We start from the raw sequence: 15,300 nt of genomic DNA, 5'->3' as shown, positions 1-15,300 counted from the left end.
AACCTCTTCGTCTTTATATATCATGGTTAAATTTTGGCTTATTAAGATTTTAATTCTCGCAATTTAATCCTTCTCATTTTTATAATTTATTTTCATGGCTTTTATTAAGATAGTTCTGCAGAGACAAATATAAGCTTCTGTTTTAATAAGTTTTTTACAAAAATAAGCATAAATCTTTTTTTAACTTAAGACAGATAAAAATTAATAAATAACAAAAACATAAATTAAATATTAAGTATATAATTTATTTAAGATCTCAATTTTAGTTCAAAAAAAAGACAATTGAAATTTATTTATTACTGTTTTGATTACTACAGAAAGATTACAATAACGACTAATAATTAGATTACCCGCCCATACAATCTTTCTAGGCATGTTATGACTTCAATGTCGAACAACACCCAAAAGCATTTTATTGTTGAGCAGATTCCACTACCGACTTGGGTCAGTGATGAAAATGGCTTGATATTATATTGCAATGTAGAGTGTACAGAATATTGGCAGGATACTTTTTCTCCATTACCTCAACAATGGTTAGATTTTATATCTCCTGTCGATTTAGACGAAGTCAAAAATAGATGGCTCGAAGCAATTCGCCTGCAAAAAAGAATAGAATTAAAATGCCGACTTTTACAAAGTGGCAATCAATATAGGTGGTGCAAACTTTCCATTCAAGCATCTAAATATCGCGGCTCTTCACTAGCGAGTGAATGGTATGTCAGCTTTTTAGATATTGATCACGATATTCAAGAGCAACAAAACTTGCAAAAGAATATTGAAATACAAAATCAAATGTTAGACATCAGTGTAGATTGCATTAAAGTATTGAATGTAGACGGCACCGTTTCTCATATGAATAAATCAGGATGCCTCGCTTTAGGTGTTCCTGTTGATGAAACAAAATTTGGAATGAAATGGCTTGAGCTATTGCCACCTCATATTCGTAAACGTGGACGTGTCGCTTTAAAAAAAGCCCTTCAAGGCAAAGTTGCCAGATTCGCTGGAATGAGTTGTTTACCAGATCAGGACCCCGAATATTGGGATAATATGTTGACCCCGATTCATCGGGAAAATGGTGAAATCATACAAATACTGTGTGTATCCCGTAACGTCACTCAACAGCATCTGACAGAAAATCAACTTAGAAATATGAGTGAAAGAGATGAGCTGACCGGATTATGTAATCGGCGTTCATTTAAATTTCAACTTAAACGCACTCTTGCATATTCAAAAGACAGCCAAACAAGTGTGGGTCTACTATTAATTGACCTTGATCATTTTAAGCATATTAATGACACATTAGGGCATAGCGCAGGCGATCATCTTTTAAAAGTTTTATCCAAACGTTTTAGTCATTGTGTTGATGATGAAAGATGCTTTGTCGCAAGACTGGGTGGAGATGAGTTTGCGGTTATTATTAATAACCTTAAATCTGAAAGTGATGTGCGTGACTTAGCCGCAATCTTACTTCAGCAGCTAAATCAACCTATTACCTATCTAGGCAATGTTCTAAATGGTGGTATGAGTATTGGCTGTGCGATTTATCCTCAAGATGCCGTCGACCAATCAGGTTTACTCAGTTGTGCAGATATGGCATTGCATGATTTAAAAGCACGTGGTCGTGGTGGTATTCGCATGTATGACCCATGCATGATGCAAATGACCGAAACAGTCGCTTCTCAGCTTAATTTAGCACGTCAGCTTATTCGTCATCATACTATTCAGCCCTACTATCAACCTAAAGTAGATTTAAAAACTCATCGTGTTGTAGGTTTTGAAGCTCTATTACGATGGCATACAACTTCCGCTCAAAGAGGTTATCCTTCTCAAATTGCAGAAGCTTTTAAAGATTATAATTTAGCGAGTAAAATCGGTGAAACGATGCAACATCAAGTTTTACGGGACATCGCAAAATGGATAGATCTTGGTATTAAACCCCTTCCTGTTTCACTCAATGCTGCTCCTGTTGAGTTTTTAAGAGACAACTATGCTGAACGGCTTTTGAAAAAGATCAATCAATTTCAAATTCCAACACATTATATTGAAGTAGAAGTCACTGAACATATGTTGGGCGATCGAGGTTCAGAGTATGTGATCCGTGCACTTAATAAATTAAAACAACATGGCGTACATATTGCTCTAGATGACTTTGGTACAGGTTTTTCATCACTTACCCATATTCGTGACTATCCAATTGATAGTTTAAAAGTAGACTGTAGTTTTATACAAAAGATGCAGCATGACCCATCAATTTATGCGATTGTTCAAGCAATTGGGTTACTCGCTCCGAATTTATCACTGGGGCTTATTGCAGAAGGTATTGAAACCCCTGAACAAGAAGAACTGCTTCGACAATTTGGATATAGTATAGGCCAAGGATTCTTATTTGAATCTGCTATAGATGCCAATCAAGTCATTTCAATACTTAAGCAGAATCAACCCTACTTAGAAAGTCATTATCATGCTTTAAGATAAAATTTATAATAAAATCTCTCATCTTTCTCCATACTAAAAATAAACAATAATCTTTCAAAAATTGTTCATAATATAAGCATAAAGATAATAAATCGGTGTTTTGGCACCATACATTGTCACAGGACAATAAGGAGCAATATATGAGTTATCACCATATCTTGGTTCCAGTCGATGGTTCTCCTACTTCACTCATTGCTGTCAATCATGCAGCAGCACTTGCTAAGGCCTTTGGTAGTAAAGTGACTCTAGTATATGCGCTTACTATAGATCCTTTTATTTCTGTAGAATTCATTGATAGTACAGAATTAGCACAGGATTACTTTAATAAAGCTAGAGCATCTATTCAGGGTATTTTAGACCAAGCGAAAGAACAATTTAGCCAACATGGAATTTCTGTTGAAACAAAAATTGTTGAAGGTCAAACAATTCACACAGAAATTATTAAAGCCGCTACTGAACTCAAAGCAGACCTATTGGTGATTGGTTCTCATGGTCGAAAAGGGTTTAAAAAGTTCTTCTTAGGAAGTGTGACTAAAGCTCTTTTAGGAGAAATTCATTTACCGGTATTAGTCGTAACTGAATAATTTTTATTAAGCTAAAAAAACCGATCTTATGTAGATCGGTTTTTTAATGGCCTGTGTTACTGAGCTTTATATGTAAATTTAATCAGAGACCCAGGGTTTTCTAATGTGTTCGTTACAGAGCCATCATCTTTTTGGACATTTCCGGCTGTATCAGTCAACACGTATAAAACATTCCCATCTGGACTTGCAATCACGTCACGATAACGGTTGTTGCTTTTAAACATTGGTACCGCATCATCATAAGTCGCACTATACGTTGGATCTAACTTAATACGGAAAATAACACCGCGTTTTAAAGATGGAACCAACAACGTATTTTCCCAACCAGCAATTGCTTTTTTGCCGCCCTTATAGACATAAGCAGATGACGGCGCAACGGTTGGCCAGCAAATGTAGGTCATATCCCCACACGTTGGGTCATTATAGTTGTAGGTATCCTGCACGGTATATAAAGTTTTTAACGGCGGTACAAAGTTTTTACCAGTCCATTCAGATTCTTTCGTCACAGGTACACCTGCAGCTACTTTTACTCCGTTTTGCCCTAAATCTTTAATTTGTGACTTATTAGTTGCTGCCGAATAATTTGCATAGGCATAACCACTGTCATCTTTGTAACCCGCTACATTTGGCCAACCATAGTTACCACCTTTAACTATGAGGTTAATTTCATCGTCAGAGTTTGGACCTTGTTCAGATTGCAACAATTTACCATTTGGAGTAAATGCTAAGCCCTGTGGATTACGGTGTCCGAGCGTATAAATATGGCTAACCACCCCGTTAAAACTTGGATTATCTTTTGGAATACTTCCATCTAGATTTAAGCGTAGTACTTTACCCATGTAGGTGTGATAGTCTTTGCCATTCAACTCTTGTCGAGTCGGCGTATGCTGTGCCTGATTTGGCAAGAATAAATAAGCAAGCTGGTTACGCCCTTGGTCACCAATCGTATAGTAAATCTTTTGGTCTGGACCAATGACAAGACGACCTGATTGATGGTCTTTCGATGAAGGTAATCCTGCTAATAAATCGACTGGCTTCTCAAGCGTATCAGTTGACTTGTTATAGGTATATCGACGAATAATTGTTTGATTCGGTAGTTCTTTATCTGTAGATTTCGGATTTTTAAATGTACCTGAAATATAGATATAAGGATTATTTTTAAAATCAGGATGGAAAGCAAAGCCTAACAAACCATTTTGTCCATCAGCATCATTTACAATCTCAGGCACCTGAAAAACTGTTTTTACACTGCCCGACTCCGGATTCACTCTTAGAATCTTACCTGTTGCGCGCTCTGTTAACCAAATTTGATTATCAGGTCCCCACAACAAAGCATGTGGCTTATTTAAATTAGATAGAATAACTTTCTTGTCAAAGTTTTCCGATTTCGCTTTAGCAAATTGAGATGGAGTTAGAGGAACATCAGCAAATGCTGAGAGTGTAACTATCTGAGCAGCGCCTAATAAAGCAATTTTAGCCAATAAATGTTTATTCATGTGTCCACCTTATAAATTGTCAAAATTTTCCGAGAATTTTTAAACCTCTAATAAAGGCTTTGTACGAGTTCTCTATATGATTTGTATTATGATGAATAACGAACCTATTAAAATCTAAATTTCTGAAAGGCTCTGTTGCATAAAAGTAGCTATTAAAACTGAATAAACTCTCTTTAAGATGAGCAACTTAACTATACGATTTATCTATTCTATTCATTATATATCTGAACTTTTTTGAAATGCCCATGAGTTAAATAAATATTTATTAACGAAGTAATTGATAGTTAAAAATTAATACTCAAAGAGACAATTCTAATTATAAAAATATACATCACTAAAGATTAAAAGTTAGAAGCTGTAATTGAGAGCTATTTTTACAACGAAGGTGTCTTATGTGTGCAAACCTTAAACCTATTAAGAAAACACATGCCAATCAATTAGACTTATTTGAACCCACTTTTGAATATAAGATGGATATTTTTCCAAGTGATGATTGCCCACTCATTTTATCGAATGAAAATGAGCTTGAGTGGAGAAAAGCTAAATTTGGAATGCTTCTCCCTTATGCCAAAGAAATTTCATTCAAATATGCAACGTATAATGCCAGAACAGAGACAGTACAACAAAAGCGCTCTTTTAAACATGCTTGGTTAAATGACCAATTTGCGCTTATTCCTGTTGAAGCCATTTATGAACCTAAATATATCAATGGAAAAGCGCATTGGTATGGTATTTCCCGGCAAGATGAGCAACCTTTTACACTGGCTGCGATCTTTGAGGAAACACTTATTGATGAACAGAAAGTTAGATCAATGTCGCTATTAACAATCAATGCTGATCATCACCCTTTTATGAAACAATTTCATAAACCAGATGATGAAAAACGCTCAGTTATTGTAATACCAGATGATCTTAGAAATGATTGGCTCAACTGCACTCATTCTGAAGCAAAAGATTTTTTCTTAGATATGCCTGCGAATGAATTTACCTCAATGCCGAAAGCTGAAATGAAGAATTATGATTAAATTGGTTTAGTCGACTTAGGTTAGTCAGCCTTAAAAACTTATGCTATTCTTCGGGCACTTTTAGATGCCTCAAACTCTCTATACCTATGACACTTACGCCACCTTAAGTTTATTTACCCTTATTCATTGTAAATAACTCATCACTGTTTAGTGATGTGGTGTAGTCGCTTGTGTTGGTATATCACATCACTAGCCTTTCAAAATTTAGAACTTAGGCTATTTCTCATGTTATCGAATGTCCGAGAACAATGGTTCTCTAATGTCCGCGCAGATATTCTTTCTGGTCTTGTTGTGGGTCTTGCTTTAATTCCAGAAGCAATTGCATTTTCAATTATTGCGGGTGTAGATCCCAAAGTCGGTTTATATGCATCCTTTTGTATTGCCGTTATTATTTCTTTCGTAGGCGGTCGTCCCGCTATGATTTCGGCGGCTACAGGCGCAATGGCTTTGGTTATGACAACGCTCGTAAAGGACCATGGGCTTCAATACCTATTTGCAGCAACAGTATTAACTGGCGTCATACAGATTTTGGCAGGATATTTCAAACTCGCCAAACTCATGCGTTTTGTTTCTAAATCGGTGGTTATTGGATTCGTGAATGCTCTCGCCATACTTATCTTTATGGCTCAATTACCAGAATTGGTAAATGTGACGTGGCATGTCTACTTATTAGTAGCAATCGGCTTAGGAATTATTTATCTATTCCCCTATATTCCAAAAATTGGGAAGTTCTTTCCCTCACCTCTTATTTGTATTGTAGTGGTCACATTACTCGCTATTTTTTTAGGTTTTGACGTTCGAACAGTGGGTGATATGGGATCATTACCAGATACGTTACCTATATTTCTAATTCCGAATATTCCGTTAAATTTAGAAACCCTCCTTATTATTCTTCCATACTCGTTAGCCCTTGCCGCGGTTGGCTTACTTGAATCAATGATGACTGCAACAATCGTTGATGAAATGACAGATACATCTAGTGATAAATTTCAAGAATGTAAAGGTCAAGGTATCGCAAATATTGCTTCAGGTTTCATGGGCGGCATGGCTGGTTGTGCCATGATTGGTCAATCAATGATTAATGTAAAATCGGGTGGTCGCACTCGTTTATCCACTTTCTGCGCGGGCATATTCTTACTTATTTTAGTTGTATTCTTAAGTGATTGGTTAAAGGTAATTCCTATGGCTGCTCTAGTTGCGGTCATGATTATGGTATCAATCAGTACTTTTGAGTGGAACTCTCTCACTCAATTTAAAAATAATCCTAAAAGTAGTAATGTCGTTATGATCGCTACCGTTATTGTAGTGGTTGCTACTCATAACTTAGCGCTAGGTGTGTTAACGGGTGTATTACTTTCAGCACTTTTCTTAGCTAATAAACTTGAAAATGATATTCGTATAGAAACTTCATTCGAGAATCAAGCTCGTCTATATGAATTAAGAGGTCAAATATTTTTTAGTTCATCTGAAAAATTTATGCAACGTTTTAACTTTAAAGAAGAAATTAAAGAAGTCATTATTGATCTTACCCACTCTCATATTTGGGATGTGACTTCAGTTGCTATGCTAGATTCAGTAGTAAATAAATTTCAAAAGAACGGTATTCAGGTAACGGTTCGCGGTTTAAATGAAGCCAGTTCAATCATGATTGATAAATATGGTACTCATGCAAAAATCTAAAAAAAGGTCCTTCGGGACCTTTTCCAATTTCAAGACATACTTCTTATTAAGGTGATTTATATAACAATCGATTTGGGCTACCAGAAGGATTTTTTACCACATTATTACTTGCTTGATTTAAAAGATTAGTTGAGATTGTCTGAGGTGTTGCAGTAGGTGTACTTTGCAACATTTCATAAAAAATCTCCATTTTTTTACTTCAGGCATCGTTGCTATGATCAGTACAGTCTTTATATTTAGAGGTTAAATTTTTTAGAAAGGAATTTTTATTATATTCTCCATGTATTATAACCAAGTCATATTTTCATAAAACTTGGGACTATACAATACTGCTATCTTTTTCCATTAAAAGTGAGAACCAATTCAAATAAATTAAAAAATCGAAGATTATTTTGCTTTATTGATAATTTAGATTAGCTGGGATGTATAATGTAAAAATATATAATCATTAAAAACAATATAAATGTAGAAATAATGAGGTATGTTCCAATGGTGTTAAAACTTCTTAAAAATTTCCAGATATCCATAAATAAAATATAAAACGTTGAGTTATATAAATTTTTGCAAATTTCAATCCTAGCTTCAACCAAAATAAATTTACAATTTCTTTAACTATACATATTCAGTATTAAATATGTAAAGATATATTACTCAAGTTTCTATTACTTACCGATTCTATAAACTTTTAAATGATATTAAATATATATGACAAAAAGTAAAATTAATAAAACCTATCATTTTTTAATTTTAGTTCTGGCAACTCAACCGTACATCCTGCTAAATGATGTCTACAGTTAGCACTATATTCAATAAATCCACCTTTAATAAAGTAATTACAATGCCCATACATAATTATAAGCTTATCAAAAGTTGGTTTTTTCAAATTATTATTAAAAGTCCATTGGTTACCATTAGAAAAAGGATAATGGACAGGAATATAATGAAGATACCCGCAACCTGGACACATATGTTTATACATGCCACCTTCAAAATATTGTACTTTCATAAAGGCTCCTTTATAAATAAAAAAACCAACTCATGAGAGCCGACTAAATTAATTACTTTCAAATGCTATATATATTATTTAATTATTCTTTATAGCTTTTATTTTCTTATAATTTATCAAGCCTATATGACAAATTCATGAATGATTAGTCAGCTTATATTTTAATTAATCTACTTATTAAATGATAATTCTAGTTAAATCATGAAAAAAATCCTAGTTTATTTCTTATTTATGACAGGTCTATCTTCTTCATTCATATTAATCTTTGGATAGATATTATAGCTATATCACCATTTATCTTATTGTTTTTAAAAGTCAAATAAAAAAGTCCGCATCTTGGGAAGCTACGGACTTAAAAACTCAACTAAACAACAGCTAAACAATTTATTGTCTAGTGAGAAAGCACTATCTTTTTAATCTAATTAAGTTCCACTGTTAGGTCAACAACAATAAATAATTTCTATAAAAAAACAGGTTAAGATGTGATTCACCTCACACTTTATCTTTCTATTTTATAAAATTAATTAATCATACAATCACATTGCATATATTGTAATTCGACTGCTTAAACTAATATCAACTTAAAATAGTGTTCCAAAATAGAGTAATGATTAATTTTAGGAATAATCTTAAAAGAAACAAAATCCTGATCTTGCTCTTTTTTAATATCAAAATAATTTTGGCTTTGCCATTTCAACTCTTCGAGCTCAAGTTCACCACAGAAAATTGAACATGGAATAGTAATTCGATCACTGTGATAAATAGGACTATATTTTAAGATATCTTCGCTTGAAAGATTGAGAGCATGATTTAAATGAATGCTTTGTATAGGTCTTAAGTCATAAATTCCACTTAACAACACCATCTCAGATATGAGTGGATGACCTAATGAAAAAGCAGCCAGATGCGCCCCTGCTGAATGCCCAACCAAAACCACCTCATCGGTTCTCCAGTCTTGCTCTCGAATAAAATCGAGAGCTTGATTAACTTGAGAAGCAATATCTGAAATTTTGCTTTGTGGGGCTAGATCATATTCTAAAAGAACACACTGGGCTCCTTTTGCTAGAACATACGGTACGATGAATCCAAAATCTGATTTATCACACCATTGCCAATAGCCGCCATGAATAAAAATAATAGTCTTTTGGGCTTGCTCTAATGGGAATAAATCTAAGGTTGACCTTGGGTGCAAACCATATTGGATATCTGCAATATGAGTGCATTGTTGATAGGCCGCCAAGCTGCTTCTTTGAAATTCTGCCAATAGCTCATGTTCATTAGCCACAGTTCTAGCATTGTCATAGAGTCTCATAGGTCTCTCACTTCAACGATTCTTCATGAGCATTTAAAGCAAGCTTGGCTGATGATCGTTTTAAATAATAGAAAACAGTAAGCACAACAACTAATGGAACTCCAAATTGTAAAGTTGACTTAAACTCATTGGTAAACCATGTGGTGACTGTGATACTTAAAATTGCGATTAACCCCAACAGTGAAATTAACTGGCTTGCTGGAACCTTAAACTTTAATTGCTGGCCTTGTTGTGCCATTTTCCGTCTAAAAAACATATGGGTAATGAAAATACTGCCCCAAGTGAACAATGCACCAAACATAGATAAAGCAATCATGATCGGAAAAGCAGAAGCTGGGTTAATCGTATAAACAATACTTGCTATACCAATACCCACTGCTGACAATAGCAACGCGTTAATTGGTACGCCATTATGACTAATACGACCAAACAGTTTCGGTGCATCACCTGCGCGTGACAAACTAAATAGCATACGTGTCGAGATATACAACATACTATTCATGGCGGATAAGGCCGCGACAATTACAATAAAATTTAAAATGCTGTCTGCATATGGAATGCCTACAATTTTCATTACCATCACAAAAGGGCTGGTCGCATCGGCCCCAATTAAAGTTGTCCAAGGAACAAGCGCCACAATGAGAAATAAAGACAGTAAATAAAATAAGATTAAGCGAATTGCAGTACTTTTAAACGCTTTCTTAACGGCTCTTTCCGGATCTTTAGCCTCACCAGCCGCAACAGCGATCATTTCAATACTTAAATAACTAAATATTGAAATGATTACCCCAATCCAGACCCCACTAAAACCATGAGGAAAAAAGCCACCATGCTCGGTTAAATTAGAGAGAACCTGTTCTGTTCCTCCATGACTTTGGGTCAGAATGCCAATTGCTAAAAGAATAAATACAATAATTGCAAAGACTTTTATTGTCGAAAACCAATATTCAACCAAACCAAAAGCTTTAACACTATATGCATTAACCACAAGCAAAGTCAGCGAGAAAAAAGCGATCCAGACCCAAGAGCCTACATCTGGAAACCATAATTTCATATAGTCAGCTACTGCTGTAATTTCTGTACCGACCGCTAATACAATACATGCCCAATAGCAATAACGGACTAAAAACCCAGCAAGAGGACTTACATAATGCTCAGCATATGCTCCAAATGAGCCTGACGTAGGATGCTGAACTGTCATCTCAGCCAAACAAGCCATAATAGCAAATGCGATTAAGCCACCAATGGCATAGCTCACGATGACAGCTGGCCCAGCAAAGCTAATTGCAAACTTGCTTCCCATGAACAGCCCTGTACCAATCGCTCCTCCAATTGCAATCATTCCCATCTGTTTTGCGGATAATTTCTTATGTAAACCCGCTTCTCGATTTTGTATTTCATCAAAACTGCTCATAGGCCCTCCTAGCCATTCTTCTGATATTAATCTTTAACGATCAGGTCACTTCGCTGCGCACCAGATAACGCTCATTTTTCCATTCACTATTCAACATAATCTGCTTAAGTTGCTGTACGGCATTCCAAATATCTTCGAAACCTAAATATAGAGGTGTAATTCCAAAACGTAATACTTCCGGCTCTCGATAATCCCCAATCACACCACGAGCAATAAGCGCCTGAATAATTTCATAACCAAAGTCATGTCTATAACTGACATGACTGCCGCGATATTTATGGTTTAAAGGTGTAATCAGCTCGAAACCAAACTGAGAACATTCTTGTTGAACAAGTTGAATAAACAAATCAGTTAATTTGAGGGATTTCTCGCGTATTTGTTGCATATCAGCTTGTAAGAAAATATCGATACCACATTCGATTAGACTCATCGAAATGATAGGTTGTGTTCCACACAAATAACGACGAATACTGTTAGCTGGTTCATAGTGCTGAGCCATATCAAATGGTTTTTTGTGCCCCCACCAGCCTGATAAAGGTTGCCAGAACTGATCAAGATGCTTTTGATTTACCCATAACAATGCTGGAGAACCTGGGCCGCCATTTAAATATTTATAAGTACACCCAATCGCAAAATCACTATTACTCTGATTAAGATCCATAGGCACCGCACCAACCGAGTGACATAAATCCCAAATAATCAAAGCATCTTTATCATGAATTTGTTGATTAATAGATTCCATATCATAGAAATATCCAGTCCGATAATTCACATGAGAAAGAACAACGACAGCCACATCTTTTGCCAAAACACGAGATAAATCATCGGCCCCATCAATTAACTCAACTTGATAACCTTGATTAATCAAGTCTATAAAGCCTTCAATAATATAAATATCAGTTGGGAAAGCATCTTTTTCTGCAACAATAATTTTACGTTCCGGAAATTTTTCGGCTTGAATTTTTACCGCTGCTGATAAAACTTTAAATAAATTTAGAGTAGTTGAGTCTGAAATAACTACTTCCCCTTTTTCGGCACCAATAAGCTGCGCGACTTTATCTCCGAGCCTAGTCGGTAACCCCCACCAATCTGCTTTATTCCAACTATTAATGAGGTCCTCGCCCCACTCTTTTGAAATAATATGCTGAGCAACCTCTAATGATTTCTTTGGTCTTGCACCTAAAGAATTACCATCTAAATAAATGACATTTTCTGGCAGTGCAAATTCATCTTTAAACTTTTTGAGTTCATCTTCCTGATCCCAATAGAGGCATTGTTCGCGAGTAATCATTTGTTATTTCACCTATTTTCAACATTTCCTTTGTATTTGAATTTTATCACGCCAATTCTTTCGATTTATTCGATAATATTTGATTAAAATTTGCTATTTTCGTATAAAATTCGAATTAAAATTAAAAAACATGGATGAAATTCGAAAATGAATGTAGATGCAATCGACCTAAAAATCCTGAAGTATTTACAAGATAATGCTCGGTTAAGTAACCAAGAACTGGCCGATCTCGTTAACCTTTCGGCTTCAGCTTGTCATCGGCGAGTTAAAATTCTAGAAAGCAATGGTGTAATTGAAAAATATCAAGCGAAAGTTAATTATGAAAAACTAGGCATAAAAATTGAGGCAATTGTCGAAATAAAACTTGCCCAGCTAACAGAAAATGATCACAACTTCTTTTTAAGTAAGATCAAAAATTTTGATGAAGTCATTAATGCATATATTATTACTGGCGAATCTAATTATGTTTTACACGTTGCGACCAAAGATTTGAGTTCTTTTTCTCATTTCGTCATTAACACCTTAAATAAAATAAAAGGTGTAGTGAGCATCAATTCCAAGATCATTTTACAGAAGATTGTGCAAAAACCACTTTGACCCCTCATTTTTAATTAAAGAGTCACCTCATGATCGAAACAAAGCGTTTAATTTTAAGACAGTGGAATGAAAGTGATTTTGAGCCATTTATAACAATGGGCTTAGATCAAGATGTTATGCAATTTTTCCCAAATCTTTTAACACCCCAAGAAAGCCTTAATTTAATCCAAAAAATTTCATCTCTCATCCATGAAAAAGGTTGGGGCTTTTGGGCAGTAGAATTAAAAGAAACCCATCAATTTATCGGGTTTATTGGTCTACACAACCAACCTGAACAATTTGACTTCTCTCCATGTGTGGAAATTGGGTGGCGACTTGCAAAAGAATTTTGGAAACAAGGTTATGCAACAGAAGGAGCAAAAGCAGTTTTAGATTATGGTTTTAATATACTGAATTTAGATAAAATCGTTTCATTTACCGCTACGATTAATACACCCTCTCAAGCTGTCATGAAAAAACTTGGAATGCAAAAAGTTAAAAACTTCGAACATCCTAAAGTTCCTCTTCATCACGAATTAAGAGAACATGTGCTATATGAAATCACGAATGTTTACTCATCAAAATCATAGCCGACGGAGGTTGAACATTCCCAATATTCATTAAGTTTATCTGCTATTTCTTCTTTTTCCATAGTGGTAAGCACATAGAAAAGTTTAGCCTCTTTATTTTTTCTTAGAATTAATAAATTGTAATAATCATACTCAGGTCCATTCAGCCCCAAGGTAAGTTGTGACTCACAATGTTTTTCTGCTTTGTAGTGCCACTCAAGTTTATAAGTATCAAGGCCATCGGCAGCATTGATTACGATACCGTCATTGGTTCCACCAATAAATCCAATTTTCATTGCTTTCTCTAAATTGTTATAAGAATAATTTTAAATATAACTTTAAATAAGTATCCTTCAATTTATAAAATGTTTGTCAATACGTATCCTATGTAAGCAAACTTAATCTTAAGAGCTAAAAACCCAAAATAAATTTTAAATATTTTTAATTTAAGGGAGGAATTTTCTACTAAAACTGCTTCATTATTATTTTTTGTTTTATAAAATTCCACGTTATAATTTCAAACCATTGATCTCTCCCTATCCATCCTATGAAGCCATGTAAATTTTAGAAAATTATTGGATGGAGCTTTAAATTAGTTTGAGTATTTATAAGTTTATTTAATTTATGATTTTAAAAGGTTATATGGTAGATGTGTTTTAAAAATTTTGATTTAAATGATTTTGGAGATCTTTAAAAAAATGTCTAAAATCATAATGTTTGACATGGACGGAACACTCTTAGATCTCGCTTTTGATGATTTCATATGGAATGAATGTCTTCCTGAACGGCATGCAAAAACACATCAACTTCCCCTCTTCGAGAGCAAAGAAAAGCTATATCAATTTTATCAATCACATCGCCATACGCTTGTTTGGTATTCATCAACCTATTGGACTAAAACTGTAGGCGTTGATGTACTCAAATTACAACAAGAATTTCAATCTAAGATCCAAGTTCGTTCTGGCTGTATTGAGCTTTTGCAACAACTTAAAGAACAAGGATACACGTGTTGGTTAGTTACAAATGCTGACCGCGCGAGCTTACGCTTAAAACTCGATAATATTGCGATTGAACATTTCTTCGATGTCATCATATCAAGCGAACAAGTGGGTTATGCCAAAGAAGATATTAATTTTTGGCAAGAACTCCAAAGATTACATCCATTCAATCCAGATGAAACGATTTTTATTGATGATACGGCCCCCGTATTAAAGACAGCAGAAAAATTTGGTATTCAACACTTGTTTACTATCTTGCAGCCCTCAAGTCTAAAGGATATAAAACAGCATCAAGATTTAGAATTTAAAGCACTAGATCGACTTACAGAATTGCTGTCTATATTGAATGAAATTGATAGAAAGGATAATGATGTCAAAATTGCCTGAAAACGATGCTGTAGAGACCATGCGTGTCGACAAATGGTTATGGGTTGCTCGTTTTTTTAAAACTCGTTCAATTGCTAAAGGAGCGATTGAAGGAGGTAAAGTACATCACAATAATGAGCGTGTAAAAGTTTCCAAAGAAATTCGAGTTGGAATGGAACTTGTTATTCAGCAAGGGTTTGATAAGAAAACTGTTGTGATAAAAGCTCTTTCGAACACACGTGGTCCAGCTCCAATCGCACAGCAACTTTATGAAGAAACCGAAGTAAGTATTGCTAGACGGGAGTTGATTGCATCCCAACGAAAATTGCATAATCTAGCTCGACCTGACCATAGACCGGGTAAAAAGGATCGTCGTCAAATTATTCGGTTTAAACAGGAGAATGATCAAAATTGGTCATACGGTGATGAATAAAAACGTCGAGTTGTGTCGCACACACACATACAACACATAGAAGCTATAGAAAAAATCTGTCACTATTACCCTAGT

15 protein-coding genes and 1 pseudogene are annotated in these 15,300 nt (G+C 34.8%); 8 read left to right on the top strand and 8 right to left on the bottom strand.

The window, feature by feature from the left end; all coding sequences use genetic code 11:
* Positions 1–378 precede the first annotated feature (378 nt).
* Positions 379–2,475, top strand: a complete 2,097-nt coding sequence (locus tag MJX77_RS13415; protein ID WP_013197624.1) for a sensor domain-containing protein — start codon at positions 379–381, stop codon at positions 2,473–2,475.
* Positions 2,476–2,615: 140 nt separating this feature from the next.
* Positions 2,616–3,059 carry a universal stress protein gene (locus tag MJX77_RS13410; protein WP_252059339.1) on the top strand — a complete coding sequence of 148 codons (444 nt, stop codon included), beginning with the start codon at positions 2,616–2,618 and terminating at the stop codon, positions 3,057–3,059.
* A 56-nt stretch (positions 3,060–3,115) separates the two neighbouring features.
* Here MJX77_RS13410 and MJX77_RS13405 read toward each other — a convergent pair whose 3' ends face one another.
* On the bottom strand, positions 3,116–4,555 hold the full coding sequence (locus MJX77_RS13405) for a glucose/sorbosone family PQQ-dependent dehydrogenase (protein ID WP_252059338.1): 1,440 nt from the start codon (positions 4,553–4,555) through the stop codon (positions 3,116–3,118).
* A gap of 392 nt (positions 4,556–4,947) precedes the next feature.
* On the opposite strand from MJX77_RS13405, the gene MJX77_RS13400 reads away from it, so the two are divergent.
* Both MJX77_RS13400 and MJX77_RS13395 read left to right on the top strand, forming a co-directional pair.
* The gene (locus MJX77_RS13400; RefSeq protein WP_252059337.1) at positions 4,948–5,580 is read left to right on the top strand and encodes an SOS response-associated peptidase family protein; all 633 of its coding nucleotides are present in this window, start codon (positions 4,948–4,950) and stop codon (positions 5,578–5,580) included.
* Between the two features lie 225 nt (positions 5,581–5,805).
* Positions 5,806–7,260: a SulP family inorganic anion transporter gene (locus MJX77_RS13395; protein ID WP_252059336.1), complete on the top strand. Its 1,455-nt coding sequence runs from the start codon at positions 5,806–5,808 to the stop codon at positions 7,258–7,260.
* Positions 7,261–7,306: 46 nt separating this feature from the next.
* Here the strand turns inward: MJX77_RS13395 and MJX77_RS13390 are convergent.
* From MJX77_RS13390 to kynU, 6 genes and pseudogenes are all read right to left on the bottom strand, one after another.
* A pseudogene (locus tag MJX77_RS13390) lies at positions 7,307–7,435 on the bottom strand (S8 family peptidase); the annotation flags it as partial.
* Positions 7,436–7,673: 238 nt separating this feature from the next.
* Positions 7,674–7,787, bottom strand: coding sequence for a hypothetical protein (locus MJX77_RS13385; protein ID WP_225623321.1), 114 nt, complete (start codon positions 7,785–7,787; stop codon positions 7,674–7,676).
* A gap of 194 nt (positions 7,788–7,981) precedes the next feature.
* Positions 7,982–8,266 carry a ubiquitination-like system serine protease family protein gene (locus MJX77_RS13380; protein ID WP_252059335.1) on the bottom strand — a complete coding sequence of 95 codons (285 nt, stop codon included), beginning with the start codon at positions 8,264–8,266 and terminating at the stop codon, positions 7,982–7,984.
* A 565-nt stretch (positions 8,267–8,831) separates the two neighbouring features.
* Positions 8,832–9,578, bottom strand: a complete 747-nt coding sequence (locus tag MJX77_RS13375; RefSeq protein WP_252059334.1) for an alpha/beta hydrolase — start codon at positions 9,576–9,578, stop codon at positions 8,832–8,834.
* 7 nt (positions 9,579–9,585) lie between these two features.
* Positions 9,586–10,992 carry an amino acid permease gene (locus MJX77_RS13370; protein WP_252059333.1) on the bottom strand — a complete coding sequence of 469 codons (1,407 nt, stop codon included), beginning with the start codon at positions 10,990–10,992 and terminating at the stop codon, positions 9,586–9,588.
* 40 nt (positions 10,993–11,032) lie between these two features.
* Positions 11,033–12,283: a kynureninase gene (gene kynU / locus MJX77_RS13365; protein ID WP_252059332.1), complete on the bottom strand. Its 1,251-nt coding sequence runs from the start codon at positions 12,281–12,283 to the stop codon at positions 11,033–11,035.
* A 147-nt stretch (positions 12,284–12,430) separates the two neighbouring features.
* On the opposite strand from kynU, the gene gigD reads away from it, so the two are divergent.
* Positions 12,431–12,880 carry an Lrp/AsnC family transcriptional regulator GigD gene (gene gigD / locus MJX77_RS13360; protein WP_252059331.1) on the top strand — a complete coding sequence of 150 codons (450 nt, stop codon included), beginning with the start codon at positions 12,431–12,433 and terminating at the stop codon, positions 12,878–12,880.
* 29 nt (positions 12,881–12,909) lie between these two features.
* Positions 12,910–13,449, top strand: a complete 540-nt coding sequence (locus MJX77_RS13355) for a GNAT family N-acetyltransferase (RefSeq protein WP_252059330.1) — start codon at positions 12,910–12,912, stop codon at positions 13,447–13,449.
* Here MJX77_RS13355 and MJX77_RS13350 read toward each other — a convergent pair.
* Positions 13,431–13,724 carry a hypothetical protein gene (locus MJX77_RS13350; protein WP_004791883.1) on the bottom strand — a complete coding sequence of 98 codons (294 nt, stop codon included), beginning with the start codon at positions 13,722–13,724 and terminating at the stop codon, positions 13,431–13,433. The two genes, MJX77_RS13355 and MJX77_RS13350, sit on opposite strands and share 19 nt — an antisense overlap.
* Positions 13,725–14,126: 402 nt before the next feature.
* Between MJX77_RS13350 and MJX77_RS13345 the strand changes: the two genes are divergently transcribed.
* Entirely contained in the window at positions 14,127–14,813 is a 687-nt protein-coding gene (locus MJX77_RS13345) for an HAD-IA family hydrolase (RefSeq protein WP_252059329.1), read from the top strand.
* The gene (locus tag MJX77_RS13340; protein WP_005306259.1) at positions 14,797–15,225 is read left to right on the top strand and encodes an RNA-binding S4 domain-containing protein; all 429 of its coding nucleotides are present in this window, start codon (positions 14,797–14,799) and stop codon (positions 15,223–15,225) included. Before MJX77_RS13345 ends, MJX77_RS13340 begins: the two co-directional genes overlap by 17 nt.
* Positions 15,226–15,300 lie beyond the last annotated feature (75 nt).

Source organism: Acinetobacter sp. AHP123 (assembly GCF_023757925.1).
GTDB lineage: Bacteria > Pseudomonadota > Gammaproteobacteria > Pseudomonadales > Moraxellaceae > Acinetobacter > Acinetobacter oleivorans.
Note: the sequence above shows the minus strand (reverse complement) of the source record. Positions and strands in the feature narration are given on the sequence as shown.

Excerpts from the sequence above, each read along its gene's own strand:
- MJX77_RS13415 (WP_013197624.1), top strand. The coding sequence starts at position 379 with ATGACTTCAATGTCGAACAACACCCAAAAGCATTTTATTGTTGAGCAG.
- MJX77_RS13410 (WP_252059339.1), top strand. The coding sequence starts at position 2,616 with ATGAGTTATCACCATATCTTGGTTCCAGTCGATGGTTCTCCTACTTCA.
- MJX77_RS13405 (WP_252059338.1), bottom strand. The coding sequence starts at position 4,555 with ATGAATAAACATTTATTGGCTAAAATTGCTTTATTAGGCGCTGCTCAG.
- MJX77_RS13400 (WP_252059337.1), top strand. The coding sequence starts at position 4,948 with ATGTGTGCAAACCTTAAACCTATTAAGAAAACACATGCCAATCAATTA.
- MJX77_RS13395 (WP_252059336.1), top strand. The coding sequence starts at position 5,806 with ATGTTATCGAATGTCCGAGAACAATGGTTCTCTAATGTCCGCGCAGAT.
- MJX77_RS13385 (WP_225623321.1), bottom strand. The coding sequence starts at position 7,787 with ATGGATATCTGGAAATTTTTAAGAAGTTTTAACACCATTGGAACATAC.
- MJX77_RS13380 (WP_252059335.1), bottom strand. The coding sequence starts at position 8,266 with ATGAAAGTACAATATTTTGAAGGTGGCATGTATAAACATATGTGTCCA.
- MJX77_RS13375 (WP_252059334.1), bottom strand. The coding sequence starts at position 9,578 with ATGAGACTCTATGACAATGCTAGAACTGTGGCTAATGAACATGAGCTA.
- MJX77_RS13370 (WP_252059333.1), bottom strand. The coding sequence starts at position 10,992 with ATGAGCAGTTTTGATGAAATACAAAATCGAGAAGCGGGTTTACATAAG.
- kynU (WP_252059332.1), bottom strand. The coding sequence starts at position 12,283 with ATGATTACTCGCGAACAATGCCTCTATTGGGATCAGGAAGATGAACTC.
- gigD (WP_252059331.1), top strand. The coding sequence starts at position 12,431 with ATGAATGTAGATGCAATCGACCTAAAAATCCTGAAGTATTTACAAGAT.
- MJX77_RS13355 (WP_252059330.1), top strand. The coding sequence starts at position 12,910 with ATGATCGAAACAAAGCGTTTAATTTTAAGACAGTGGAATGAAAGTGAT.
- MJX77_RS13350 (WP_004791883.1), bottom strand. The coding sequence starts at position 13,724 with ATGAAAATTGGATTTATTGGTGGAACCAATGACGGTATCGTAATCAAT.
- MJX77_RS13345 (WP_252059329.1), top strand. The coding sequence starts at position 14,127 with ATGTCTAAAATCATAATGTTTGACATGGACGGAACACTCTTAGATCTC.
- MJX77_RS13340 (WP_005306259.1), top strand. The coding sequence starts at position 14,797 with ATGTCAAAATTGCCTGAAAACGATGCTGTAGAGACCATGCGTGTCGAC.